Annotated in this window: 21 protein-coding genes, 1 tRNA gene and 2 pseudogenes; 8 read left to right on the top strand and 16 right to left on the bottom strand. The window is 67.3% G+C overall.

The window, feature by feature from the left end:
• The first annotated feature begins 25 nt into the window (after window positions 1-25).
• The gene (locus AC50X9_RS16015) at window positions 26-613 is read left to right on the top strand and encodes a carboxymuconolactone decarboxylase family protein (protein ID WP_494894937.1); all 588 of its coding nucleotides are present in this window, start codon (window positions 26-28) and stop codon (window positions 611-613) included.
• Window positions 614-892: 279 nt separating this feature from the next.
• Here the strand turns inward: AC50X9_RS16015 and AC50X9_RS16020 are convergent.
• The 10 genes from AC50X9_RS16020 to AC50X9_RS16065 form a co-directional block, all read right to left on the bottom strand.
• Window positions 893-969 (bottom strand) — tRNA-Pro (locus AC50X9_RS16020).
• 151 nt (window positions 970-1120) lie between these two features.
• Window positions 1121-2671: a ribosome biogenesis GTPase Der gene (gene der / locus AC50X9_RS16025; protein ID WP_494894939.1), complete on the bottom strand. Its 1551-nt coding sequence runs from the start codon at window positions 2669-2671 to the stop codon at window positions 1121-1123.
• A complete protein-coding gene (locus AC50X9_RS16030; RefSeq protein WP_494894994.1) occupies window positions 2668-3348 on the bottom strand; it encodes a lysophospholipid acyltransferase family protein in 681 nt (226 codons plus the stop codon). Before AC50X9_RS16030 ends, der begins: the two co-directional genes overlap by 4 nt.
• Window positions 3349-3427: 79 nt before the next feature.
• Window positions 3428-4156: a (d)CMP kinase gene (gene cmk / locus AC50X9_RS16035; protein WP_494894941.1), complete on the bottom strand. Its 729-nt coding sequence runs from the start codon at window positions 4154-4156 to the stop codon at window positions 3428-3430.
• Entirely contained in the window at window positions 4156-5265 is a 1110-nt protein-coding gene (locus AC50X9_RS16040; RefSeq protein WP_494894943.1) for a prephenate dehydrogenase, read from the bottom strand. The genes cmk and AC50X9_RS16040 overlap by 1 nt, the downstream gene beginning before the upstream one ends.
• 2 nt (window positions 5266-5267) lie before the next feature.
• Window positions 5268-6536, bottom strand: a complete 1269-nt coding sequence (locus AC50X9_RS16045; protein ID WP_494894945.1) for a pseudouridine synthase — start codon at window positions 6534-6536, stop codon at window positions 5268-5270.
• A gap of 112 nt (window positions 6537-6648) precedes the next feature.
• Window positions 6649-7350 (bottom strand): SMC-Scp complex subunit ScpB, encoded by a 702-nt coding sequence (gene scpB, locus AC50X9_RS16050; RefSeq protein WP_494894947.1) that lies wholly within the window; start codon window positions 7348-7350, stop codon window positions 6649-6651.
• Window positions 7347-8198: a segregation and condensation protein A gene (locus tag AC50X9_RS16055; RefSeq protein WP_494894949.1), complete on the bottom strand. Its 852-nt coding sequence runs from the start codon at window positions 8196-8198 to the stop codon at window positions 7347-7349. The genes scpB and AC50X9_RS16055 overlap by 4 nt, the downstream gene beginning before the upstream one ends.
• Before the next feature lie 8 nt (window positions 8199-8206).
• Window positions 8207-9106, bottom strand: coding sequence for a ParA family protein (locus AC50X9_RS16060; protein ID WP_494894953.1), 900 nt, complete (start codon window positions 9104-9106; stop codon window positions 8207-8209).
• 250 nt (window positions 9107-9356) lie between these two features.
• Window positions 9357-10706, bottom strand: a complete 1350-nt coding sequence (locus tag AC50X9_RS16065) for a cation:dicarboxylate symporter family transporter (RefSeq protein WP_494894958.1) — start codon at window positions 10704-10706, stop codon at window positions 9357-9359.
• 138 nt (window positions 10707-10844) lie between these two features.
• Between AC50X9_RS16065 and AC50X9_RS16070 the strand changes: the two genes are divergently transcribed.
• The 3 genes from AC50X9_RS16070 (at window position 10845) to AC50X9_RS16080 (ending at window position 14169) form a co-directional block, all read left to right on the top strand.
• Window positions 10845-12662 (top strand): sensor histidine kinase, encoded by a 1818-nt coding sequence (locus tag AC50X9_RS16070; protein ID WP_494894960.1) that lies wholly within the window; start codon window positions 10845-10847, stop codon window positions 12660-12662.
• Window positions 12659-13378 (top strand): response regulator, encoded by a 720-nt coding sequence (locus AC50X9_RS16075; protein WP_494894962.1) that lies wholly within the window; start codon window positions 12659-12661, stop codon window positions 13376-13378. Before AC50X9_RS16070 ends, AC50X9_RS16075 begins: the two co-directional genes overlap by 4 nt.
• A gap of 119 nt (window positions 13379-13497) precedes the next feature.
• Window positions 13498-14169: a dihydrofolate reductase family protein gene (locus AC50X9_RS16080; protein ID WP_494894964.1), complete on the top strand. Its 672-nt coding sequence runs from the start codon at window positions 13498-13500 to the stop codon at window positions 14167-14169.
• A 10-nt stretch (window positions 14170-14179) separates the two neighbouring features.
• Here the strand turns inward: AC50X9_RS16080 and AC50X9_RS16085 are convergent, their stop codons facing one another.
• Window positions 14180-16099 (bottom strand): propionyl-CoA synthetase, encoded by a 1920-nt coding sequence (locus tag AC50X9_RS16085; RefSeq protein WP_494894996.1) that lies wholly within the window; start codon window positions 16097-16099, stop codon window positions 14180-14182.
• Between the two features lie 185 nt (window positions 16100-16284).
• Here AC50X9_RS16085 and AC50X9_RS16090 point away from each other — a divergent pair.
• From AC50X9_RS16090 to AC50X9_RS16105, 4 genes and pseudogenes are all read left to right on the top strand, one after another.
• A pseudogene (locus tag AC50X9_RS16090) lies at window positions 16285-16942 on the top strand (GntR family transcriptional regulator); the annotation flags it as partial.
• Complete coding sequence (locus tag AC50X9_RS16095) at window positions 16938-18458, top strand: MmgE/PrpD family protein (RefSeq protein WP_494894966.1); 1521 nt, start codon at window positions 16938-16940, stop codon at window positions 18456-18458. The pseudogene AC50X9_RS16090 and the gene AC50X9_RS16095, both read left to right, overlap by 5 nt.
• On the top strand, window positions 18459-19361 hold the full coding sequence (prpB, locus tag AC50X9_RS16100; RefSeq protein WP_494894968.1) for a methylisocitrate lyase: 903 nt from the start codon (window positions 18459-18461) through the stop codon (window positions 19359-19361).
• Window positions 19362-19425: 64 nt separating this feature from the next.
• Entirely contained in the window at window positions 19426-20565 is a 1140-nt protein-coding gene (locus AC50X9_RS16105) for a bifunctional 2-methylcitrate synthase/citrate synthase (RefSeq protein ID WP_494894970.1), read from the top strand.
• Window positions 20566-20712: 147 nt separating this feature from the next.
• Here the strand turns inward: AC50X9_RS16105 and AC50X9_RS16110 are convergent, their stop codons facing one another.
• From AC50X9_RS16110 to AC50X9_RS16130, 5 genes and pseudogenes are all read right to left on the bottom strand, one after another.
• Window positions 20713-21609 (bottom strand): hypothetical protein, encoded by an 897-nt coding sequence (locus AC50X9_RS16110; RefSeq protein WP_494894972.1) that lies wholly within the window; start codon window positions 21607-21609, stop codon window positions 20713-20715.
• A 157-nt stretch (window positions 21610-21766) separates the two neighbouring features.
• On the bottom strand, window positions 21767-22255 hold the full coding sequence (locus tag AC50X9_RS16115; protein WP_494894974.1) for an 8-oxo-dGTP diphosphatase: 489 nt from the start codon (window positions 22253-22255) through the stop codon (window positions 21767-21769).
• A 35-nt stretch (window positions 22256-22290) separates the two neighbouring features.
• Window positions 22291-23034, bottom strand: a complete 744-nt coding sequence (locus AC50X9_RS16120; RefSeq protein WP_494894976.1) for a hypothetical protein — start codon at window positions 23032-23034, stop codon at window positions 22291-22293.
• 2 nt (window positions 23035-23036) lie between these two features.
• The gene (locus AC50X9_RS16125) at window positions 23037-23540 is read right to left on the bottom strand and encodes an RNA polymerase sigma factor (protein WP_494894978.1); all 504 of its coding nucleotides are present in this window, start codon (window positions 23538-23540) and stop codon (window positions 23037-23039) included.
• Window positions 23541-23977: 437 nt separating this feature from the next.
• Window positions 23978-24525: pseudogene (locus AC50X9_RS16130) on the bottom strand (hypothetical protein); the annotation flags it as partial.

Genomic DNA, 24525 nt, shown 5'->3' on the forward strand with positions numbered 1-24525 from the left:
TATCGAAACTCTTTAGGAGAGAGAAATGACGGTTATCCAAACAATTCCGGAGGGTGAGGCCTTCGGCGAAACTGCTGCCTTCTATGCCGAGGACATCCGTGACCTTGGCTATGTCGCCAGCCAGACCAAGGTAATGTCCCTACACCCCCAGGCCTACAAGGCATGGAATTCTTTGATCGAGGCGGTGGCGGGCCCAATGGACAAACGCCGCTACGAACTTATTACACTCGCCGCATCCCAAGGTGTCGGGTCCCGGCACTGTCGGCTGGCACATGGGGCAAAGTCTTTGAACTACATCGACGAAACGACACTCATCAAGATTGCCCGCGACTACAAGAACGCGGGATTATCGGCCGCGGAAGTGGCAATGATGGAGTTCGCTGAGAAACTCAGCCGAGACTCAGCCTCCATGACCGACCAAGACAGCAGACACCTGCAGGATCTGGGATTCAGCGATGCGGACATCCTGGAAATTGCCCTTGCCGCTGCCATGAGGAACTTCATCGCCCGTACAGTGCACGCGCTCGCAGTCGACGTCGACGTTCCACCGCAACTCAGCCTAGGTCTTCAGCAAGCCCTGCTTGACCCCCTAACTCAATCGCTGGCTGAGTGACGGCCGCACAACGATTTCAGCAACGAGGTAATAAGGCTACGGAGTACCTCCTTCGACGGACGCGATTCGCCGTTGGGAGATGCAATGAGCGCTTCCGGTCCCCCGGCCAACGAGTGCCAGAGTATTAGCGGCGAGGAAGAGCTCTCGGGTGAGCATGCGCTATTACAAACCATCGACCGGATGTCTGACGGCTACCCCACCGCTGCTACATTCCGATCGTTAAGCAGGAAAGGCCGCCTCCGGATTTCTCCGCAAACGGCCTCTGGCCTGCTGTTTCTTTGGTCGGGCTGACAGGATTTGAACCTGCGACCCCTTGACCCCCAGTCAAGTGCGCTACCAAGCTGCGCTACAGCCCGCTGGTCCCACCGTTCTCCGCTCATCATGACATTCCCTTGGATATCCAAAAGATTTCATCTGAGCAGTCCGGCCGAACCACCTCCAAAAGCTTACACGATTCCGGAGGGTGCCCGTGACACTTTCAGCATGTCACGGGCAGCTGTGTCGGAATTAACGCTTCTTGCCACGCTTTTCACGCACACGCATGTTGACCTCGATCGGCGTGCCCTCGAACCCGAAGGTTTCGCGGAGCCGACGAGTGATGAAGCGGCGGTAGCCGGGGTCCAGGAACCCCGTGGTGAAGAGCACGAACTTCGGCGGACGGCTGGAGGCCTGGGTGCCGAAGAGGATACGGGGCTGCTTGCCGCCGCGGACCGGGTGCGGGTGCGCGGCCACGAGTTCGCCCAGGAAGGCGTTGAGCCGGCCGGTGGGGATGCGCTTGTCCCAGCTTTCCAGGGCGGTGTCGAGGGCCGGGACCAGCCTGTCCTTGTGCCACCCGGTCAGCGCGGAGATGTTGACGCGCGGCGCCCACGCCACGTGGGCCAGGTCCTGCTCGATTTCACGCTCCAGGTAGGTGCGGCGTTCGTCGTCCAGCAGGTCCCACTTGTTGAAGGCCAGAACCAGCGCACGGCCGGATTCGATGGCCAGCTGCAGGATCCGGACGTCCTGCTCGCTGAGCACTTCGTCCACGGCGAGGAGCACGACGGCGACCTCCGCCTTTTCGAGCGCGCTCTGGGTGCGCAGCGAGGCGTAGAAGTCGGCGCCCTGTGCCATGTGCTGGCGGCGGCGGATGCCGGCGGTGTCCACGAAGCGCCAAGTGCGGCCGCCGAGCTCGATGAACTCATCGACCGGGTCACGGGTGGTGCCGGCGGTGTTGTCCACGACAACACGCTCGGAGCCGGCCAGCTTGTTCAGCAGCGAGGACTTGCCGACGTTCGGGCGCCCGATCAGCGCGATGCGGCGCGGGCCGCCGGAGCGCTCCAGGCCCTCGATCGTGGAGAACTCGGGCAGGGTGTCCATTACGTGGTCCAGCAGGTCGGCGACGCCGCGGCCGTGCAGGGCGGAGACCGGGTACGGCTCGCCGAAGCCGAGGCCCCAGAGCCGGGCCGAGTCGGCTTCCTGTGCGAAGTCGTCGACCTTGTTGGCCACCATGATGACGGGCTTCTTGGACTTGCGGAGCATCCTGACGACGGCCTCGTCCGTGGCGGTGGCGCCGACGGCGGAGTCGACGACGAACAGCACGGCGTCGGCGAGTTCCACGGCCATCTCGGCCTGTTCGGCGACGCGGGCGTGGATGCCGCGGGCGTCGTGCTCCCAGCCGCCGGTGTCGACGACGGTGAAGTTCCGGCCGTTCCAGGTGGCCGAGTACATCACGCGGTCACGCGTGACGCCGGGGGTGTCTTCCACCACGGCTTCGCGGCGGCCGAGGATCCGGTTCACCAGGGTGGACTTGCCCACGTTGGGCCGGCCGATGATGGCCAGGACCGGATCAAGCTTGACCGGGCCGTCGAAGTCCTCGTCGTCGTACTCGCCGCTCAGGAGGGCGGCGTCGTCTTCGTCCAGTTCGTAGTCGTCCAGGCCGGCCCGGAGGGAGGCCGCGCGGACCTCTGCTTCCTCATCGTCCAGGGCGGCAAGGTGCTCGGCCACCTGGTCCGTGCCGGTGGGCGTGTATTCGTCTTCGCCGGCGCCAAACTGGCCGGAGGTTTGAGTCGTATCGCTCATTGCACTTTCCTTATGGGGTGATCTGCCGGCGTCCCGGCTACTGCTTCATGACGTTCTTGCGGGGAATCCGCGTCGGGCAGGGGCTGCCCGGTTAGTTGGATCGAGTCCTGGACGTGGCGGGCCAGCGCGGCGCGGATCTCGGTTCCGGCCCTGTCCATTGAAACACGCCCGGTCTCGCCGGGCCTGCGGCTGACGTTGAGGGCTCCGCCGAAGCTGACGTGCAGCCGGCGGCGGAACCGCGGAACGGTGTCGAGGTGTTCGCCGGCCCGGCGCGTGCCGAGGATGGCGACGGGGACCACTGTCGCGCCGGAGTTCAGCGCGAGCCAGGCGACTCCGTTACTGATCGCGGAGGCTTCGCCGCTCCCCCGCGTCCCCTCGGGAAGGATCCCGATGCACCGTCCGGCGTCGAGCACGCCCTTGGCCGCAAGGAGGGCCTCCCGGTCGCCCGAGCGGTCGACCGCGAGCTGGCCGGAGGCCCGGAGGATCCGGCCGAGGAAGCCGGTGAACATTTCCTTCTTCACCAGGATGTGCATGGCCCGCGGCGAGGCCCCGAACATCACCGGTCCGTCCAGGAAGCTGATGTGGTTGCCGGCGAAAATCACCGGTCCGGTAGCCGGCACGTTTGACCGGCCGGTCACCGAGGTCCGGTAGAGGACATGGTCCAGGGTCCACCCCACCGGCCGGCTCCACAGCGTAGTCCACGGGGACGGGAGCTGGGCCGGGGCCGGAGTCCGGAGCGGCTCCCGCTGCCCGGCGTCAGCCACGGTTGAGGGCCCGGTGGTTGACGATGCCATGCACGATGCTCAGTGCGGCGTCGACGGTTCCTTCGAAGTCGAGCTCCGAGGAGTCCAGCGTCACCACCCCGTCGGCGGCCTGGGTGAAGTTCACCACGGTCGAGTCCTTCGCGTCGCGCTGGGTGACCTGCGCTGCGAGCTGTTCGGCGTTCTGGCTGCCGCCGAGCTGGATGCCGCGGCGGCGCAGGCGCGCCTCATCGCTGGCCGTGAGCAGCATCCGCACTTCGGCGCGGGGCGCGACGACGGTGGTGATGTCCCGGCCCTCGACCACGATCCGGTGGTGGTGCTTTTCGATGAGTTCGCGCTGCCGTCGGATCAGTTCGGTGCGGGCGCCGAGGGTCGTGGCGACGGCGCTGACGGCGGCGGAGATGGACGGCTCGCGGATCGCGAGCGTAACATCGGTGCCGCCGATCCGGACGTATTCCTCCAGCGGACTTGTGCTGATTTCCAGCGGAAGGGTCTCGGCCGCGGCCTCCACGGCGGCGGCGTCCTTGAGGTCGGTGCCGCTGTGCAGGCAGAACCAGGTCACGGCGCGGTACATGGCGCCGGTGTCGAGGTAGGCCAGTTTGAGCCGGCGTGCCACCTCTTTGCTGACGCTGGACTTGCCGGATCCGGAGGGGCCGTCGATCGCGACGACGAGGCTCTTGCCGGGGCGGAGAATTTCCACGGTTTCGATCAGTTCCTGGGTCATTACTGGAGTACCCGCCATCCACGGTCGTTGAGGGCTTCGATTAACAGTTCGTGTTTGTTCGGCAGCACGGAGATTTCCACCATGCCCACATTCTGTCCCGAGGAGTGGTCCAGCCGGAGGTCCTCGAGGTTGACGCCGATCTCGCCGATCTCGGTCAGGAGTCTGGCGATCTGTCCGGGGGTGTCATCCACCAGGACCGTCAGCCAGGAGTAGGCCTGCGGGGGTCCGCCGTGCTTGCCCGGGATGCGGGCCTGGCCGGCGTTGCCTTCGCTGATCAGCTGGGCAAGGTCCAGCCGGGCACCGGGCGCGGTGGGCTCCTCGAGCGTGCCGATGACGCGGTTGAGGTCCTCGCGGATACCGTGCAGGATCTCCACGACCTTGTCCGCGTTCGCGCCCAGGATCTGCACCCACAGGGTCGGATCGCTCGCCGCGATCCGGGTCACGTCGCGCAGTCCGTTGCCGGCGAGGGAGAGCGCGTGCAGCGGGGTCCCCTGCAGCCGGCTGGCCACCAGCGAGGACACGACCTGGGGCACGTGCGAGACGAGTGCCACGGCCTCGTCGTGTTCCTCGGCCCCGAATTCGGAGACGATGGCGCCGAGGTCCACGGCCAGCGCCCGCGCCATCCGCAGGGCCTGCGGCAGGGTCTCCGCCGACGGGCACAGGACCCACGGCATGGAGGTGAAGAGCTCGCCGCGGGCAGCGACGGGGCCGGACTTTTCCCGGCCCGCCATTGGGTGGGTGCCCACGTAGCGGCCGAGGTCGGCTCCGCGGCTGCGGAGCTCGGCCTGGATTCCGGCCTTCACGCTGGCGATGTCCACGACGGTTGCCCCGGGGTAGTCGGCGAGGGCGCGTTCCACCACGTCCGCGGTGACATCCGGCGGCGCTGCGACCACGACGAGTTCCGGCTGGTCCCCGTCAAGGCGCGCCAAGGGCAGGCCGGCGCCGATGTCGACGGCGACGGCCTGGTTGGTGGGCGAGGGGTCGGAGAGGAAGACTGCCACTCCGCGGCCCCGCAGGCCCAGCCCGATGCTGGCGCCCAGGAGACCGGTGCCCACGACCACCACCGGACCGTTGAGGTGGCCGCGGCCGTGGGTGCGAAAGGCGGACATGCCTACAACCCTACGGATGCCAGCAGGTGGCCGACTTCCTGCCTGCCAAGGTTGCGGATGCTGCCCTGGCGCTGGTCGCCCAGGCCGATGGGGCCGACCTTGACGCGGACCAGGCGAAGCACCGGGAACCCGACGGCGTCGAAGAGGCGCCGGACGATCCGGTTCTTGCCCGAGTGCAGCACGACCTCGATCAGCACGTGGCCCGGGGTGGAGTCCACGAGTTTGAAGGAGTCCACCGACGCGATGCCGTCCTCGAGTTCGACGCCGGCCTTGAGTTCGGCGCCGATGCCCTGCGGGAACGGCCCGCGGACCTGCACGAGGTAGGTCTTGGGCACTTCGTAGGAGGGGTGCGTGAGCCGGTTGGCGAGTTCGCCGTCGTTCGTCAGCAGCAGCAGCCCCTCGGTGGCGACGTCGAGGCGTCCGACGTGGAACAGTCGTTCGCCGTGGCTGTTGCGGACGAAGTCGCTGATGCAGGGACGGCCGTCCGGGTCTTCCATCGTGGAGACAACACCCTTGGGCTTGTTGAACACCATGTAGACCATGTTCTCGTCCAGCTGGATGCGGAGCCCGTCGACATGGATGACGGCGGACTTCGGGTCGACGCGGACGCCGAGTTCGGTGACGACCTGGCCGTCGACCTCCACCCGGCCCTCGGCGATCATTTCCTCGCAGACCCGCCGGGAGGCGACGCCGGCCGAGGCCATGACCTTCTGCAGGCGGATGCCGTCCTGGTCGTGTACCTCTGACTGGGGCACGTCGGCGCGGGGTCCGCGTTTGCGGGCCGGCTTGCGCACGGGCCCGAGGTTCTGGCCAAAGCGTTCGCTGCCGAAAGCGCGGGCGCCGGCAGTCTTGGGGGCGCCGGTGCGCGGTTTGGGCTTGAGCGCTCCGGGGGTGCCGGGTGCCTTGCCGAAGCCGGGCTTGCGGGCGGCAGCCTTGCGGGCCGCTTCCTTGCCCGACAGGGCCTTGCCCGACAGTTCTTTGCCCGACGGGGCGTTGCCGGAGGGCGCCTTGGACTTCCAGTCACCGGAGGCAGGCCTGGCGGCGGGGGCGCCGTCGGGTCCCTGCAGGTCCGGATCGATGAAGGCCTCTTCGCGGGGCTTGGGGTGCTTGAAGGGGCGGTCTCCGCCGCCCTTGAAGCCGGGTCCCCCGCCGCGGCCTGCAGCGCCGCGGCCAGCGCCGCCCTGTGCGCCGCGGCCCTGCGCTGAATTTTGTCCGGCACTGTTGCGTCCCGAACTGTTACGTGGTGAACCCTGGCGTCCCGCCTGTGTCATGACCCGTCCTTCGTTTGTTGGCCAACGGCCGCTGTCTCCCGACAACACCCGCCGGCTGGGGCAAAAAGCCTCTGCCCTGTGTGAATAACCGTGCGCAGGCAGTTGGTCCTGCCTACATTCTTCCTGCGTCGTAGAACTCTTCGATGCCTTCCAGCCCCGGAAGATGGGGTGAAAGGTGCGGTAATTCCGCCACCGAGCCGATTCCCATGCGTTCCAGGAAATACGACGTCGTGCGGTACAGGATGGCCCCGGACTCAGGATCAGTTCCCGAGTCCTCGATCAGCCCCCGCTGCGTCAGCGTCCGCACGACAGAGTCAACGTTGACTCCTCGAATTGCAGACACCCGCGCCCGTGATACGGGCTGGCGGTAGGCGATGACGGCGAGCGTTTCGAGCGCCGCCTGCGTCAGCCTGGCTGTCTGTCCCTCCAGCACGAAGCTGCCGACGATATCGGCGAACTCAGTGCGCGAGTAGATGCGCCAGCCTCCGGCGATATTCCGCAATTCAAAACCCCGGGGGGTGGCGCCGAAGCCGTTGAAACTGGCATCGAGCACATCCGGGGCACTAACAGTATAGCCGTTATACTCCCGCTGCAGGTCCACGAGCAGACCCTCGACGACGTCGACGGTCAGGTTCAGGCCCGCGGCGAGCTCGGCCGCCGTCGCCGGCTGGTCGATCACCATCAGGACGGCTTCGAGGGCTGCCCGGCCTCCCCCAGGAAGGCTTCCGACGTCGGGGCCGTCATCGGGGGCGGCACCGGCAGCCCCTGCTGCGCGGGCGTCACCGGCTGCCCGCGTGGTCCGGGTTTCCTTCACGGCTGCTCCTCATATTCTTCACTCAGGTTCTCGCTGTTCCAGCTGTCCCGGTCAGCGGTCCAGCGGACCGTCAGGTCCCCCAGCGGGAGCAGTTGCTCGAAGGCCACCGCCTTGTCCCGGAACAGCTCCAGCAGGGCCAGGAAGCGCGCCACGACCACGAGGGTGGACCCGGCGTCGGCGATCAGTGCGCGGAACGTGAGCGGCGGGCCAAGCCGCAGCCGGCGGCCCAGCAGTTCGGCCTGTTCCTTGACGCTGACGGGGCTGGCGTACAGGTGGGCGAGGCCGATCTCGGTGGGCGCGGCTTCCCTGGGCTTGAGCGCGGCCTCGGCCAAACCGGCGAACTGCTGCGGGGTGTGCCGCCAGAGGAGTTCCGGCAGCAGGGCCGCGAAGTGGCCCTCCAGTGCAACCTGCCGCGGGTACCGGCGCGCCTCCAGCTCCAGGGTTGAACCCATCATGCCCGCCACGTGCTTGAACGCCTTGTACTGCAGGAGCCGCGCGAAGAGCAGGTCGCGGGCTTCGAGCAGCGCGATGTCTTCCTCGTCTTCAACCTCGCCGGCGGGCAACAGCCGGGCCGCCTTGAGATCGAGCAGGGTGGCGGCGATGACCAGGAATTCACTGGCCTCGTCCAGGGCCCACTCCTCGCCGAGATTCTGCAGGCCCTTGATGTACTTGATGAATTCGTCGGTGACCGTGGACAGCGCGACTTCGGTGATGTCCAGCTGGTGCTTGGAGATCAGCCCGAGGAGGAGGTCGAAGGGGCCGGTGAAGTTCGCGAGCCGGACCTCGAAGCCGGGCTTCTTCCCGGCCGGCGCCTGCGGCTCCGCCGCGGGAGCACCCGGATCTGCCACGGCCCTGACTAGGGCGCGCCGCCGCGCGAAATGAGCTCTTTGGCCAGATTGCGGTACGCGTCGGCGCCGATGTGGTTGCCGGCGTAGCTGGTGATGGGCTCGGCCGCGACGCTGGCGTCCGCAAACTTGATCGACCGCTTGATGACCGTCTCGAAGACCTTGTCGCCGAAGGCCTCCACGAGGCGGGAGATCACCTCGCGGCTGTGCAGCGTGCGGGCGTCATACATGGTCGCGAGGACGCCGTCGACCTGGAGCCGCGGGTTCAGGCGGTCCTGGACCTTGTCGATGGTCTCCACCAGCAGCGCGACGGCGCGCAGGGCGAAGAACTCGCAGATCAGCGGGATGATGACGCCGTGGGAGGCGGTCAGCGCGTTCACGGTGAGCAGGCCGAGCGAGGGCTGGCAGTCGATCAGGACGACGTCGTAGTCATCCTCGACCTTCTTCAGGGCCCGGTCCAGCACCTGTTCGCGGGCCACTTCGTTGACCAGCTGGACCTCCGCGGCGGAGAGGTCGATGTTGGCCGGGAGCAGGTCCAGGTTTTCCACGCCGGTCTTGTGGATGGCATCGCGGATGTCAACCTTGCGGTCCATCAGGACGTTGTAGACGGTGAGGTCCAGTTCGTGCGGGTTGATGCCGAGGCCGGCGGAGAGGGCGCCCTGCGGGTCGAAGTCCACGACGAGCACACGGCGGCCGTATTCAGCAAGCGCGGCCGCAAGGTTGATGGTGGACGTGGTTTTACCCACTCCGCCCTTCTGGTTGACCATGGCAATGACCCGCGCGGGTCCGTGGGATGACAGCGGTGCGGGCTCCGGAAAGTCGCGTTGGGGGCGCCCGGTGGGGCCCACGACGGCGTCTTCCAGATCGAGTTCGGTGCCTTCCAGAGTTGCTGAACCCTGTTCGCTGCTCACGTATCTATCCACACTTTCGATGACGTTGGTTGTGGTGCCTGATGTTCCTGCCGCTGGTCTTCCAGCGCCGATCTTATTCCTCCCAAGGTTACAGCGCCCGACACGGTATTCGAGGGAACCTTGACAGCAGCCATTGTTTGAGCCTCAACCCTCTGGTAGAAGTCGAAGGTTGCCGTGCCGGCACGAAAAACCGCCCGGACGCTGGCGGGCGTCCGGGCGGTTTTGACCGGTTCTGGCGGGCCGGAATGGCTCAGGCGTTGGCCAGGACCGGCTGTTGCGGAGCAGCCTCCTCCGGCTGCACGCCGTGGTGGCTGGCGATCATGGTCTGCTCGTCGAAGGGCTCGCTGCCGGAGAGGACCCGCTCAACCTGTCCGCCGTCGATCTCCTTGACCCAGGTGCCGATCAGGACGGTGGCCACGGCGTTGCCGGTGAAGTTGGTCAGGGCGCGGGCCTCGGACATGAAGCGGTCGATTCCGACGATCATGCCGACACCGCCGAGCAGTTCCGGCTTGTGGGCCTGGAGCCCGGCAGCCAGGGTGGCCAGGCCGGCGCCGGTGACACCGGCGGCACCCTTGGACGCGATGATCATGAAGATCAGCAGCGACACCTGGGCACCGAGGTCCAGCGGGGTGCCCATGGCGTTGGCGACAAACAGCGAAGCCATGGTCAGGTAGATGGCCGTGCCGTCGAGGTTGAAGGAGTATCCGGTGGGGACGGTGACGCCGACGACGGGCTTGGACACGCCGAGGTGTTCCATCTTCGCGATCAGGCGCGGCAGTGCAGCCTCGGAGGATGAGGTGGAGAAGATCAGCAGGTATTCGCGGCCGAGGTACTTCATCAGCCGGAAGATGTTGACGCCGGCGACGATCTTGAGCAGGCCGCCGAGGATCACGACGATGAACAGGGCGCAGGTGATGTAGAAGGCGATCATCAGGGTGGCCATGCTGAAGATGGCCTGCATGCCGGTGGCCCCGACGACGGCGGCGATCGCGCCGAAGGCTCCGACCGGGGCGAGCCACATGATCATGACCAGAATCCGGAAGACGAGGGCCTGGCCGTAGCCGACGGCCTTGAGGATGGGAGCACCCTGCGGGCCCATCTGCTGGAGGGCGAAGCCGACCAGGATCGCGGCGAGCAGGGTCGGCAGGACCGGGATGTCGCCCGGGATGATGCCCAGCAGGAAGTCGACCGTGCTGTCCGTGGCCGCCTTCTTGCTCGGGTCGTAGGGGGCGAGCTTGAGGCCCTCGCCCGGGTGGATCAGGTTGCCAACGACCAGGCCAATGGCCAGCGCGAAGGTGGACATCACCATGAAGTAGCCCAGCGCCAGGCCGCCGACCTTGCCGACCGTGGCCGCCTTGGCGATGGAACCGATGCCGAGGACGATGGTGCAGAAAATGACCGGGCCGATCATCATTTTAATGAGTTTGATGAACCCGTCACCCAGCGGCTTCAGGGATTTGCCGACCTCGGGGAACATCAGCCCGACCAGGGCGCCGAGGATAACGGCCGCGATGACCGCGATGTAGAGATAATGGGATTTGTCGAGTCCCTTGCGCTTCTTGACCGGCGTCACGGCCGACTCTCCTCGTTGAGAGGTCATGGAGTTCTCCTTGGATAGGCTGGACGTCGGTGCGGCACAGGCTGTGGGCCCATCACGTCCGTTCTGCGTGTTCCACCATCATTGGTGATGGAGTGACGCGCATCACCGTTGCGTTCATATTGGTCATGGAAGGTGTTGATGATCCACCGCTGGAGCATCGCCCGTCGGCTGTTTGTGGCCCATCTGCTGTTCATCCTGACCCTGACGGCAGTCGTTGGCACTGCCACGTTCGTTGATGCGCGCGACCAGGCCTATGTCGAGGCTGGCCGCCGGATGGCCGCCGTCGCGACCGCCGTGGCCGACAGCCCCCTGGTGCTGGACGCGGCAGGCGCCGCAGATCCCTCGGCCCTGCTGCAGCCCTACGCGCTGAAGGTCATGGCGGACGCGGATGCGGATTTCATCACGATCATGGCTCCGGACCGGACCCGGTGGACCCACCCCCGGGATGAGGAGCTGGGCAAACCCTATATCGGCTCCATCGAGGCGGCCCTGAACGGCCAGGTCTTCACCGAGGTCACCGCGGGCACCCTCGGTCCCTCCGTCCGCACCATCGCGCCCGTGCAGGACGCGGACGGCACCGTCCGGGCCCTGGTCGCCGCCGGCGTGACCGTCCGCACCGTGGACATCGCCGTCTCCGGCCGGCTGCCGGCGCTGGTAGCCATCGCGCTGGCCCTGCTGGTGGCCGGATCGCTGGCATCCTGGCTGTTGGGGCGGTACCTGCGGGAGGTGACCCGCGGCTGGGGCCCGGAGCAGCTCGCCCAGCTCTTCGCCTACTACGAATCGGTACTGCACTCGGTCCGCGAGGGCGTCATCCTGATCGATCCCAAGGGCAAGGTGGTGATGTACAACGACCAGGCCGCCGAGCTGCTGGGACTCACCCCAAACTCGTCCGACGGCGGAGGCACACCTGCCCACGGCGAAGGCGCAGCCGTCCGCAGGTCCGTCCGCAGGTCCGTTCGCAGGTCCGTTCGCAGGTCAGCCCGCCGCGGCGGGTCCGGCGCCGGGCCGCAGGACGCGCCGTCCCTCGAGACGCTCCCGCTGGCCCCCAGCCTCCGGGAGCTGTTCGAATCGGGCCGGACAGCCCTCGACGAGATCCACCTGACCGGCTCGCGGATCCTCGTGGTGAACCAGGGCCCGGCCGTCGGGCCCGGTTCCACCGGCGGGCGGACAAACGCGGCCGTGTACGGAACGGTGGCCACGATCCGCGACCGCACCGAAATCGAGTCACTCGGCAGCGAGCTGGAAACCATGCGCACCCTCTCCGACGCCCTTCGCGCCCAGACCCACGAGCATGCCAACCGGCTTCACACCATCGTCTCCCTGATGGAACTCGGACGCGGGGCGGAAGCCCTGGACTTCGCCACCCAGGACCTTGAACTCAGCCAGCGGCTGACCGACGACGTCGTGAGTTCCGTCGACGAGCCCGTGCTCGGGGCGCTGATCATGGGCAAGGCCGCCGAGGCCCACGAGCGGGGCGTCCAACTGACCCTCAACACGTCCGGGGACGGGCAGCGTCCCACCGCGGTGACCGGGCTGGCCGTGCAGGACCTCGTGGCGATCCTCGGCAACCTTTTGGACAACGCCATCGACGCCGCCGCCGAGGCGCCCGCGCCGAAACTCGTGGAGCTCACCGTGGACGCGTCCCCCGGGTCCCTGGAAATCACCGTGGAGGACAGCGGTCCCGGGATCGATCCGCAGGCGGTGGAGGAGATCTTCCGGCACGGCTTCAGCACCAAATCCCCGGGCCCGTTCGGCCGGGGCCTCGGCCTGGCCCTGGTCCGCCAGGCGGTTCAGCGGCTCGGCGGTACGATGGCAATCTCGAGCCCGGCCGGGGCGCTGTTCCGCGTCACCCTGCCAACGTCACCGCCGGCGGCATCGCCAACATCACCTGCGGCGCCGCCAACATCACCCGCGGCGCCGCCGCCGGCACCACTGACTACCGAGGAAATCCAATGAGCGACATCCGCGTCCTCGTCGTCGAAGATGAACCGATCGCGGCGGCCGCGCACGCCGCCTACGTGGGCCGGCTGGAGGGCTTCACCGTGGCTGGATCGGCCCTGGACGGACAGTCCGCGCTCCGGCTGATGACGGAGTTCGCGGCTGCCGGCGCCCCGGTGGACCTGGTGCTGTTGGACATGAACCTTCCGGACCTGCACGGCCTCGACATTGCCCGCCGGATGCGTGGCGCCGGGCTGTTCGCGGACATTATCGCCATCACCGCCGTCCGGGAACTGAACATCGTCCGCAGCGCCGTGGCCATCGGGGTGGTCCAGTACCTGATCAAGCCCTTCACCTACGCCACGTTCGCGGACAAGCTCACCAGCTACCGGCTCTTCCGGGAGCAGCTGGCCTCCCCCGCCGCCGGGCCGGCCGGTCCCGGGGCGTCCCAAAGCGACGTGGACCAGGCCTTCGCGAGCCTGCGGGCGCCGTCGGAGCTGCCGCTGCCCAAGGGGCTGGCGGCGTCCACGCTGGATGCCGTGCGGGGCTTCATGAAGCTGCAGTCCGGGGCGGTGTCGGCCAGCGAAGTGATGGACGCCCTCGGCATATCGAGGGTGACCGCACGGCGCTACCTGGAATACCTCGCCGACGCCGGCACTGTCACCCGGACGGCCCGCTACGGCGCGCCCGGCAGGCCGGAGAACGAATACCGCTGGGCCCGGCGGGGGGCATAGGGCTCCTCCCGCCAGGGCAGGTTGCACCCAACGCCCGTTGCTTCGCAAGGGGATCGTGTGGCAGCCTCAAAGCGATCCCGCCGCCGGGGCGACGACGGGCGACAGGGAAGGAGCACGGCATGGGACTCATCCATATCGACCTGTTCACGACGCTCGACGGCGTCGCGCAGGCGCCCGGCGGGCCGGACGAGGACACAGACAACGGTTTCGCATTTGGCGGCTGGCAGGCGCCTCTCCTGGACGAGGTCGTCGGCGGTCAAATCGACTCCGGGATGGCGGGCATGGACGCGCTGCTGCTGGGACGCCGGACCTACGACATTTTCGCCGCGTACTGGCCGCACGCGGACGGGGGCATCGCGCGGCTGTTCAACCGGATCCCGAAATATGTGGCCTCGCGCCAGACGCCGGCGCTCGAGTGGGCCGGCTCCACACTGCTCGGGCCTGACGTCCTCGCCGCCGTGCGCGGACTGCGCGACCGGCACGCGAACATCCACGTCATCGGCAGTCTCAACTTCGTGCAGACCCTGTTCGCCGAGCGGCTCTTCGACCGGCTCACGCTCTGGGTGTATCCGATCCTCCTCGGCGGCGGAAAGAAGGTCTTTGCCGACGGGGTGGTTCCCACGAACCTCAGACTCATCGAGCCGGTAGTCACCTCACCGAAGGGCGCGGTGCTGCAGCGCTACGCCCTGGCCGAGGGCACGCCCGGGCGTGGGCGATATGTCCGCCCCCTAGTGCGCCGACCTGGCAGCCGACGTGTCCGCCGGCATGCCGGCCGACATGCCGGCCGGTGACACCCACGCGCTAGGGCATCATCTTCGGTCCGGAGCCCACAGCACCGGGGCGCAGGCTTCCGATGAGCTGGTCGATCACGCCGGCGTCCTCAATGGTCGAGGGCACCACGTAGTCCTCGCCGTCGGCAATCTGGCGCATGGTCTTGCGCAGGATCTTTCCGGAGCGGGTCTTGGGGAGTGCCTCCACCACGGTGACGTGCTTGAAGTCGGCCACGGCGCCGATGTCGCGCCGGACCAGCGCGATCAGGTCCTTGACCAGGATGTCCTCGGGCACGTCGACGCCTGACTTGAGCACCACGTAGCCGCTGGGGCGCTGGCCCTTCAGCGGGTCCGCGAGTCCGATCACGGCGCACTCGGCAACTGCCGGGTGCTGGCCGATCACCTGTTCCATGGCGCCGGTGGAGAGCCGGTGGCCGGCGACATTGATGATGTCATCGGTGCGGCCCATCACGAAGAGATAGCCGTCCTCATCCCGGTAGCCGGAATCGCCGGTGGCGTAGTAGCCATCGAATGCCTGCAGGTAGGAGGAGATGTAGCGCTCGTCGTTGCCCCAGAGCGTCGTCAGGGTGCCGGGGGGCAGCGGGAGGGCAAGGACAATGTTGCCCTCCGTCCCCGCCTCGACGTCCTCCCCCGTTCCGTCGACGATGTTCAGCTTGAAGCCGGGCATCGGCACGCTGGGCGAGCCGGCCTTGATCGGCAGTCCGTCCAGCCCGCGGGGGTTGGCGCAGATGGCCCACCCGGTCTCGGTCTGCCACCAGTGGTCCACCACCGGGACGCCCAGGGTCCGCGAGGCCCAGTGGAAGGTGTCCGTGTCCAGCCGCTCGCCCGCGGCAAAAAGGGTGCGCAGGCTCGAGATGTCGTAGTCCGCGAGGAGCTTTGCCTCGGGGTCGGCCTTCCGGATCGCGCGCAGCGCGGTGGGGGCGGTGAACAGCACGTTGACCTTGTGGTCCTGGATGACCCGCCAGAATGCGCCGGCGTCGGGCGTGCCCACGGGCTTGCCTTCATAGATGACGGTGGTGGCGCCGGCCAGCAGCGGTCCGTACACGATGTAGGAGTGTCCCACGACCCAGCCGACGTCGGAGGCGGTCCACATCACGTCGCCGGGGCCGATGTCGTAGATGTTCTCAAGGGTCCAGCTGAGCGCCACGGCGTGGCCGCCGTTGTCCCGCACGACACCCTTGGGGGCGCCGGTGGTTCCCGAGGTGTACAGGATGTAGAGCGGGTCCGTGGCCTTGACGTCGACCGGGGCCGCGGGCACGGCGGTGGCCATCGCAGTGTCCCAGTCCAGCCAGCCGGCGTGGTCGGCCGCCGAGGAGGCGAAGCCCTCCCTGGCCTTGACGAGGACCGGCGTGTCGGGCGCTCCGGCCAGGCCGAGGGCCTCCTCGACGGCGGGGAGGTACTCGATCCGGCGCGAGGGTTCGATGCCGCCGGAGGCCGTGACCACGGCCGCAGGGGCCGCGTCGCGGATGCGGGCGGCGAGTTCCTTGGGGGCGAAGCCGCCAAAAACGACAGAATGCACGGCGCCGAGCCGGGCCGTGGCGAGCATGGCGATGGCCGCCTCGGGGATCATCGGCATGTAGATCACGACGCGGTCGCCCTTGCCCACGCCCTGGCTGCGCAGCACTCCGGCGAACCGGGCGACGAGGTCGGTCAGCTCCGCATAGCTGTAGCGCTGCTGGGTGCCGAGCATGGCGGAGTCATAGATCAGGGCGTCGTGTTCGCCGCGCCCCTCCGCCACGTGGCGGTCCAGGGCGTTGTAGCAGGTGTTGAGGACGCCGTCGGGGAACCAGCCGAAGAGCGGCGCCCGGCTGGAATCGAGGGCGTGCTTCGGAGGGGTGGTCCACGAGATCCCCCCTGCGGCCTCCAGCCAGAATTCTTCGGGCGTCTCCAGGCTGCGTGTGTAGCTGTCCTGGTAGTTCTTGCTAACCATGAAAATGAGTCCCGTCCACGACGATGTGATGGTGCTCATGGTAGCCCCGCCCGGGCTCCCAGCACAAGGCTTCTGTATACACAGATAGGGTCAATTGGGTGAAATGCGGGAAGAACAGCTAAAAAGCTGGGCAAATACCCGTGGCGTGTATACACTGGACATCGTCAGCCAATGAAGGAGGCAAGATGCGCGCCAGCGACAAGGCCTATGCGGCCCTGCGTGAGGACATCATTGAATGGCGCCTCCTTCCCGGAACGGTGCTCGCGGAGGTGGAACAGTCCGAGCGGCTCGGCATCTCCCGCACCCCGCTGCGGGAGGCTCTCAGCCGGCTCAGCGCGGAGGGACTGACGACGACGGCGGGCGGCCGCGGCGTCGTCGTCACCGACATCTCGCTGGAGGACATCGACGAACTCTTCGAACTGCGCGAAACCCTGGAGGGCAAGGCCGCGGCGCTGGCCGCCGAGCGTGGCGACGCCGCCACCTTCGAGCAGCTCCGCAACGAACTGCGCCGGGCGCCCGAGCTGATCAGCGCCGGAGACCCCGCCCGGCACGACTACTACCGCCTGGTCGGACGGCTGGACGCAGAGATCGACGCCGCGATCCACAACTCCTACCTCGCCCAGGCGATGCGCAGCCTGCGCGTCCACCTGGTCCGGGTGCGCCGGCTGGCAGCCGACGACGCCGAACGGCTCACCGCCGCGGCCGCCGAGCACGCCGCCATCGCCGAGGCGATCGCCGCCGGCAATCCCCGGCTGGCAGAGGCCGCCACCACGCTTCATCTGCACCGCAGTCTCTCCCACGTCAAAGCCACACATACACCTCACTAAGAAGGAGCACCATGGTCAAGGAACACCACGTCCGCGTTTACAAGAGCGAGGAAAACCTGCCCCGCGAGGACCAGCTTGCGTTCAAAATCGCGCAGGTCGCCGCGGATCCCGTCGCCGTCTCCGAGGAGGTCACCGACATGGTGATCAACCGGGTGATCGACAACGCCTCGGTGGCAATTGCCTCGCTGAACCGCGCCCCGATCGTCGCCGCCCGCGCCCAGGCGCTGACCCACGGTCCCACCACAGGCGGCAAGGGCTCCAAGGTCTTCGGCATCGAGGAACGGGTGGCCCCCGAATGGGCTGCCTGGGCCAACGGCGTTGCCGTCCGTGAGCTCGACTACCATGACACGTTCCTCGCCGCGGAGTACTCCCACCCGGGCGACAACATCCCGCCGATCCTCGCCGTGGCCCAGCACGTGGGTTCCAGCGGACAGGACCTGATCCGCGGCATCGCCACCGGCTACGAGATCCAGGTCAACCTGGTCAAGGCCATCTGCCTGCACAAGCACAAGATCGACCATGTTGCGCACCTCGGCCCCTCCGCCGCCGCCGGCATCGGCACCCTGCTCGGACTCGACGTCGAGACGATCTTCCAGTCCATCGGCCAGGCCCTGCACACCACCACCGCCACACGGCAGTCCCGCAAGGGCGAAATCTCCACCTGGAAGGCCCACGCCCCGGCGTTCGCCGGCAAGATGGCCGTCGAGTCCGCCGACCGCGCCATGCGCGGCCAGACCTCACCGGTGCCGATCTACGAAGGCGAGGACGGCGTCATCGCCTGGATGCTGGACGGCCCCGACGCCTCCTACACCGTGCCGCTGCCGACCCCGGGCGAAACCAAGCGCGCCATCATGGACACCTACACCAAGGAGCACTCGGCCGAGTACCAGGCCCAGGCGTGGATCGACCTCGCGCGCAAGCTCCATGGCGAGCACCCGGAGGTCACCGACCCGGCCAACGTGGCGTCCGTGCTGATCAAGACCAGCCACCACACCCACTTCGTGATCGGCTCCGGCGCCAACGACCCGCAGAAGTACAGCCCCACGGCCAGCCGCGAGACGCTGGACCACTCCATCCCGTACATCTTCACCGTGGCCCTGCAGGACGGCGCCTGGCACCACGTCGATTCCTACGCCCCGGAACGCGCGGCACGCCAGGACACGGTGGACCTCTGGCACAAGGTCACCACCGTGGAGGATCCGGAATGGACCCGCCGCTACCACTCACTCGACATCGCCGAGAAGGCCTTCGGCGGCACCGTGGTCATCACGCTCAACGACGGCACGGTCATCACCGACGAGATCGCCGTCGCCGACGCCCACCCGCTGGGTGCCCGGCCGTTCGCGCGGGAACAGTACGTGAACAAGTTCCGTACGCTCGCCGCCGGCCTGGTCGCCGAGGAGGAAATCGAACGCTTCCTCGCCGCCGCCGCCCGCCTGCCCGAGCTGGCCGCCGGCGAACTGGACCAGCTCAACATCCAGGCCGCCGCCGGCGTGATCGACCTGGCCGCCGCACCGAAGGGACTTTTCTAAATGCTGTACTCGAAGGTCACCCCGGAGCAGAAGCGGATCCGTTTCCGTGAGCTGCTGGCCTCCGGGACGATCCAGCAGTTCCCGGGCGCGTTCAACCCGCTCTCAGCCCGTCTGATCGAAGAAAAGGGCTTCGCCGGGGTCTACATTTCCGGTGCCGTGCTGGCCAATGACCTGGGCCTGCCGGACATTGGCCTGACCACGCTCACCGAGGTGGCCACCCGCGCCGGCCAGATCGCCCGGATGACGGACCTGCCCAGCATTGTCGACGCCGACACCGGCTTCGGTGAGCCGATGAACGTGGCCCGCTCGGTCCAGGAACTCGAGAACGCCGGCCTCGCCGGACTGCACATCGAGGACCAGTTCAATCCCAAGCGCTGCGGCCACCTCGACGGCAAGAACGTGGTGGATCTGGACACAGCGACCAAGCGCATCCGCGCGGCGGCCGATGCCCGGCGTGACCCGAACTTCCTGATCATGGCGCGGACCGACATCCGTGCCACGGACGGTCTGAAGGCCACGCAGGACCGCGCGAAGGCACTCGTGGAGGCCGGCGCTGACGCCATCTTCCCGGAGGCCATGAAGGACCTCAGCGAGTTCCAGGCCATTCGGGACGCTGTCGACGTGCCGATCCTGGCCAACATGACAGAGTTCGGCCAGAGCGCGCTGTTTACGGTGGAACAGCTCGCCGGCGTCGGGGTCAATATGATCATTTACCCGGTGACCCTGCTCCGTAGTGCCATGGGCGCTGCGGAGCGTACGCTGGAAGCAATTAAGGCTGATGGCACCCAGGAGGCCCAGGTCGGTAACATGCTGACCCGGGCGCGTTTGTACGACCTCGTTGACTACCAGGCGTACAACAGCTTCGACACCGGGGTTTTCAATTTCCAGATCCCGGGTCACTAAGCCCCGCATCGGACGTCCGGCTCCGGCCGGTTTCAACAGGCGACAGGAACAAAGGAGTTTCAGCATGGCTGAACAAGAGATCAAAAAGGGCCTCGCCGGCGTCGTGGTGGACTACACCGCGGTCTCCAAGGTAAACCCGGACACCAATTCGCTGCTCTACCGCGGCTACCCCGTGCAGGAGCTGGCCGCCAAGTGCAGCTTCGAGGAGGTCGCGTACCTGCTCTGGAACGGAGAGCTGCCGACCGTGGAACAGCTGGCGGAGTTCACGGCGCGGGAACGCGCCGGACGCACGCTGGACCCGGTGGTCAAGCAGGTCATCGACGCGCTGCCGACCTCGTCGCATCCGATGGACGTCTGCCGCACGGCGGCTTCCGTGATGGGCGCCCGGCACCCGCTCGCGGAGGACTCCTCCCGCGAGGCCAACCTGGCCAAGGCCGTGGACCTGTTCGCCGCGATGCCGGCGGTGGTGTCCTACGACCAGCGCCGCCGGCACGGCCAGGACGTGGTGGAGCCACGCGACGACCTGGGCTACTCCGCCAACTTCCTCTGGATGGCCTTCGGCGAGGAGCCGGTCCAGGAGGTCGTCGAGGCCTTCAACGTCTCGATGATCCTGTACGCCGAGCACTCCTTCAATGCCTCCACGTTCACCGCCCGGGTGATCACCTCGACACTCTCGGACCTGCACTCTGCTGTGACCGGGGCGATCGGCGCGCTCAAGGGCCCGCTGCACGGCGGCGCGAACGAGGCCGTGATGCACACCTTCGACGAGATCGGCATCCGTCCGGAGGAATCGCTGGAGGAGGCACACACCCGTGCGAAGGCGTGGATGGAGGATGCGCTGGCACACAAGAAGAAGGTCATGGGCTTCGGCCACCGTGTCTACAAGCACGGCGACTCCCGGGTGCCCACCATGAAGGCGGCCCTGGACAAGATGATCGCGCACTACGGCCGGCCGGAGCTGCTCGGGCTGTACAACGGGCTGGAAACGGCGATGGACGAGGCCAAGGCGATCAAGCCGAACCTCGACTACCCGGCCGGGCCCACGTACCACCTGATGGGCTTCGACACTCCGACGTTTACGCCCCTGTTCGTTGCCAGCCGCATCACGGGCTGGACCGCACACATCATGGAGCAGCTCGACTCGAACTCCCTGATCCGGCCGCTGAGCGAATACAACGGCGTCGAGGAACGGCACGTGGACTAGCTTCACGACCGTACGACGGCGGGCCGGTCACCTCTGGGAGGTGGCCGGCCCGTTTTTTTAGCCGCCGGGATTTGCGCAGCCGGGGTTTGCGCCGCCGGGGATTTGCGCCCGATGTGATTGTTTCGGGCGTATTTGCGCCGGGGCCCCTCAGCCCGCAGTGATCTTCAGCGAGGTGATCATGCGCTTGGCGTTCAGGTACTCCGGGGTCTGCATGTAGGCCCGGGCCGCGTCCAGCGAGGCGAACGTCTTGGCTCCCTGTCGGTTGGCGACTTCCTCCGTGCCTCCGGCGTTGACCTGGAACGCGTCGGCGAAGGAGTACATCGGAGTCTCGACGGGGCCGTTGACCACGTTGTAGAACATGCAGGTGGTGCCGTCCTGCCCGGCCGGGGTGCTGGTCAGCCCGTAGGACGCGGTGACGCGGTCCGTTTCCTGCAGCGCCCGGAAGGCGAACCTTGGCGTGACCGACCCTTTCGCAGGCTGGTACGGAAGATCGACTTCGACCACATCAAGCACCGTGTAGGGAACCGCGCCCTGACAGGCGCCACCGAGTCCGCCGTAAGGGCCCAGGTGCAGCGACGCCACCACCACACCGGCTTCGTTCGCGACATCAACATCCACGGCCCCGGCACCGAACGCCCCGGCAGGAGTGGAGACAGTCCAGGTGGCCGGGTGCTCGAAGCTGACCTTGGCGTCGGCGCTGGTGAAAGTCCGCCACGATTCGGTGGCTGTTGTGGATGATGGTGTGGCTGCGTTGGACGGTGCGGGCGCCGCAGCCGGCGGCGGTACGGGGGCCGACGTCGCGAGCGTTGGCGACGGCGCCGTCGTCGCCGGTGCAGACACTGTCGGCGCCACCTCGCTGGCCGTCGAGGCAGCGGGGGCCGTGGAGACCAGGTTGCCGGCCACGGCGATGCCCCCGGCGGCCGCCGCTGCGACCAGGGCAACGACGGCAACCACCCAGGGCCAGCGCCGCCGCGTTGCGGGGTCGTTCGTCAGCCCCTTGTCGTCCGGGTCCCTGCTGAGAAAGTCGTGATCGCTGGAGTCCATGCCGTGCCCCCAAAATGGTTCGTGTGCCGCTCGCCGCCGCGCCACCGGTAATCGCCGGATCGGCGCGGTGCCCTGTTCGAGCCTTAGGCTACCGCCCTGGCCGCGGCATTCCCCGCAGCACGATTCGAGCCGCTGAAAGTTTCGGTGGACGCTTGGCTCACCGCGGCGCTGAGGGATACCGGACCGAGGCCACCGTTTCGTTGTCCTCATTGAGGACCACGACCACGTCGATCCGTTCCCCTGCCAGCGCGGGAGGCAGCCAGTGCTCCGCGTCCTGCCACATCCGGGCCAGCGGAAGCGCATCGACCTCGAACCACTCCGGCGTGATTTCCGGACTCTCGGCGGGTTCGCCGTCCCACTGCCGGGCGGTGAAGAGGCGGCACGACATGTTCCATTCGGGCCGGGCGGGAAAGATGAACTCGACGACGCCGGCGTGGGCCAGGTCCTCCTGCAGCACCACGACACCGGCTTCCTCCCAGACTTCCCGGACGACGGCCTCGGCGTCGCTCTCCCCCGGCTCGACGTGGCCGCCGATGCCCACGATCTTGCCGATTCCGAAGCCGGTCCGTTTCAGGCCCAGCAGCACTTCGGTGCTGGCGCCTGTTTCGCGGAGCAGGAAGCAGAGAGTGACTGGCGTGTGGTTCATGGGATCAACCCTATAGCTGCGGCAGGAGACCCAAGCTATCCGGCGGGCGGGCCTTCGCCCACGAGCCGGGGCCGCAGTTCGACCGGAATCCCCTTGTCCGCGAACTCCTTGTCCATCGCCTGCTGCGGCGTGAGCCCCTTATTGTTCAGCGCCTGGAACTCCCAGTTGAACACGCTCGCCCATTCCTGCCGGAAGTCGGAGAGGAACCGCCCGTTCTGCAGTCTGCCGAGCTGGTACCAGGCGTTGCCGCCGTCGAGCTGGAGCGCCCGGACCCCTTCATCGGAGATGGAATAGGCGAGCCAGCCGTCGGCGCAGCCCAGCACCGTGTAGTAGCCCTGTTCGCTGTCGGGAACCGCTTTGATGACCCGTTGCTGGTCATTGCGCTGCTGGTCGACGTTGGCCATGGTGCATTCAACTCCGCCGGTGCTCAGGACGGCCCCTGCGGTGCCGGTGGAACTGGCGGTGGGGGCACTCGGCGAGCTCAGCGCGGGGCTGGCGGTGTCCGTGGGCGTCGGGGTGCCGGTTTGGGCCGGTCCGGGCGCCGGTTGCGGCATCAGATTGCCGCCGACAATGATGGCGCCAACGACGGCGGCACCGGCCAGGACGGCCGCGGCTGCAATCCGTGCGGGACTGCGCCGTGCCGGGGCGCGCCCGGCCAGGCGGACAACGTCCGGGTCCGTGGAGAATACGATCGAGCGGGCGGTATCACTTCCCGGTGCTGCGCCCGGCATTTCCACCCGCGGTTTGGCATCCTTCATGAGTTGTTCGATGCGGTCCATGGCTAGTCCTTCCGTGCGGTTATGAGATGTGGGGGTGCAGCATTCGCGAACGCCCGGCGTGCCCGGTGCAGGCGGACCGCCGCGGCCGAGGGAGAGCATCCCAAGGTCTGGGCCAGTTCGGCGGTGGTCAGCTCGTCCCAGTAGCTGAGCATCAGGACCTCGCGGTCCCGCTCCCTGAGCTTCACCAGCACCCCTGCCACGGCAGCCCGTTCTTCAGTGTTTGGCTCAGGGACCTGGCTGCGGGCCTCATCTTTCAGCCGTTCAACAAGTTCCTGCCTGCGCCGGCGGCCCTTGTACTCGTTGCCGATCACATTCCGTGCGGTCGCCAGCAGCCAGCCAATGCCGGGCGGCTCCGCCGGCTGCTTCTGCCAGGCAATCCTGAAAACATCCGCCGCAAGTTCCTCGGCCCGGTGCCGGTCATTAATGCGGCAGGCAATGTATTGGTAGACCCGCGCGGAATGCTGAGTGTGAAGGTCAATGAACGCTTGCTCCTTGGCAGCCAACATGGTGTTTCCCCCGGTTTACGGACGACATCCTCCTGATGATTAAGTGTCCCGTGAAGGGCGTTTTCTTACAGGGCCGAGCCATAAATTTCATAGTCCGCCCGGCTGCGGGGTGAATTTCCAGATCGCAATGCCGGCTATACAACCTCTGGCGGAGCGCACGGTCGCCGCTCCCCGGCCGCCGTTAACGGACCCGAGGACAAGTGGTATCAGACAGGCGCAATGACGGCTGCAGTTTCACAGATCTTGGTCCACGAACCCGACGGGCATCTCAACCGGTTCTCGTCACAGCTACAGCACGAAACCTGATTCTTTGACGCAGCTCGTCCTTTGACTCAGATCGTGCAGGCATCCCTTTCGCGGTGGATGGGGGCGGGTCGTGTCACGTGGCTCGGAGGGGCGTTATGGTCAACCCGAGGCGGGACCGAACGATCCTGCGGTCAGGCGTGGTGGGCGAGGAAGTGTTCCATGATGGATTCGTTGGGGGGCTCATAGAAGACCGGGTTCTCGGTGTCTGCGGCAATGAATGAGTGGCCGGCCGTGAGCAGGTGCCAGTCCGGGAAGGGGTCCGCGGGCCGTTCCTGATCCCGTTCCGGGAACGGATCCGGGGGTAGTTCCTGTTCCTGGTCCTGGTCCCGTTCGGGATCAGGGCCGGGATCCGGGGGCAGGGCGGAGTCCAGGTTAACGTCTGAATCGGGGTCCGGGTCTTGGTCCACGATGGCGTCCATGTCCGCGGCTGCATCTGTGTCCAGGATTCCGGGTGGCCAGTGGGGTGGTTCCCAGTCCTGTTGTTCGCTGGGGTAGTACCGTCCGGACGGGGAGATCCAGCCGGGCGGGGCGTCTTTGGTGGCTCCGGCCGGTGTCCAGGCTGAACTGTGTTTCAGACCGTGGTGCTTGCGGCACGGCCCGCCGAGGTTGGTGATCCCGGTGGTCCCTCCGTCGGCCCAGGCCAGGAGGTGGTCCGCGTCGTTGTCCAGGGAATGGTTGT

Source organism: Pseudarthrobacter sp. HLT1-3 (genome assembly GCF_059383535.1).

Coding starts and splice junctions, on each gene's coding strand:
- AC50X9_RS16015 (WP_494894937.1), top strand. CDS start 26: ATGACGGTTATCCAAACAATTCCGGAGGGTGAGGCCTTCGGCGAAACT.
- der (WP_494894939.1), bottom strand. CDS start 2,671: ATGAGCGATACGACTCAAACCTCCGGCCAGTTTGGCGCCGGCGAAGAC.
- cmk (WP_494894941.1), bottom strand. CDS start 4,156: ATGACCCAGGAACTGATCGAAACCGTGGAAATTCTCCGCCCCGGCAAG.
- AC50X9_RS16040 (WP_494894943.1), bottom strand. CDS start 5,265: ATGTCCGCCTTTCGCACCCACGGCCGCGGCCACCTCAACGGTCCGGTG.
- AC50X9_RS16045 (WP_494894945.1), bottom strand. CDS start 6,536: ATGACACAGGCGGGACGCCAGGGTTCACCACGTAACAGTTCGGGACGC.
- AC50X9_RS16065 (WP_494894958.1), bottom strand. CDS start 10,706: ATGACCTCTCAACGAGGAGAGTCGGCCGTGACGCCGGTCAAGAAGCGC.
- AC50X9_RS16070 (WP_494894960.1), top strand. CDS start 10,845: ATGATCCACCGCTGGAGCATCGCCCGTCGGCTGTTTGTGGCCCATCTG.
- AC50X9_RS16075 (WP_494894962.1), top strand. CDS start 12,659: ATGAGCGACATCCGCGTCCTCGTCGTCGAAGATGAACCGATCGCGGCG.
- AC50X9_RS16080 (WP_494894964.1), top strand. CDS start 13,498: ATGGGACTCATCCATATCGACCTGTTCACGACGCTCGACGGCGTCGCG.
- AC50X9_RS16085 (WP_494894996.1), bottom strand. CDS start 16,099: ATGGTTAGCAAGAACTACCAGGACAGCTACACACGCAGCCTGGAGACG.
- AC50X9_RS16095 (WP_494894966.1), top strand. CDS start 16,938: ATGGTCAAGGAACACCACGTCCGCGTTTACAAGAGCGAGGAAAACCTG.
- prpB (WP_494894968.1), top strand. CDS start 18,459: ATGCTGTACTCGAAGGTCACCCCGGAGCAGAAGCGGATCCGTTTCCGT.
- AC50X9_RS16105 (WP_494894970.1), top strand. CDS start 19,426: ATGGCTGAACAAGAGATCAAAAAGGGCCTCGCCGGCGTCGTGGTGGAC.
- AC50X9_RS16110 (WP_494894972.1), bottom strand. CDS start 21,609: ATGGACTCCAGCGATCACGACTTTCTCAGCAGGGACCCGGACGACAAG.
- AC50X9_RS16115 (WP_494894974.1), bottom strand. CDS start 22,255: ATGAACCACACGCCAGTCACTCTCTGCTTCCTGCTCCGCGAAACAGGC.
- AC50X9_RS16120 (WP_494894976.1), bottom strand. CDS start 23,034: ATGGACCGCATCGAACAACTCATGAAGGATGCCAAACCGCGGGTGGAA.
- AC50X9_RS16125 (WP_494894978.1), bottom strand. CDS start 23,540: ATGTTGGCTGCCAAGGAGCAAGCGTTCATTGACCTTCACACTCAGCAT.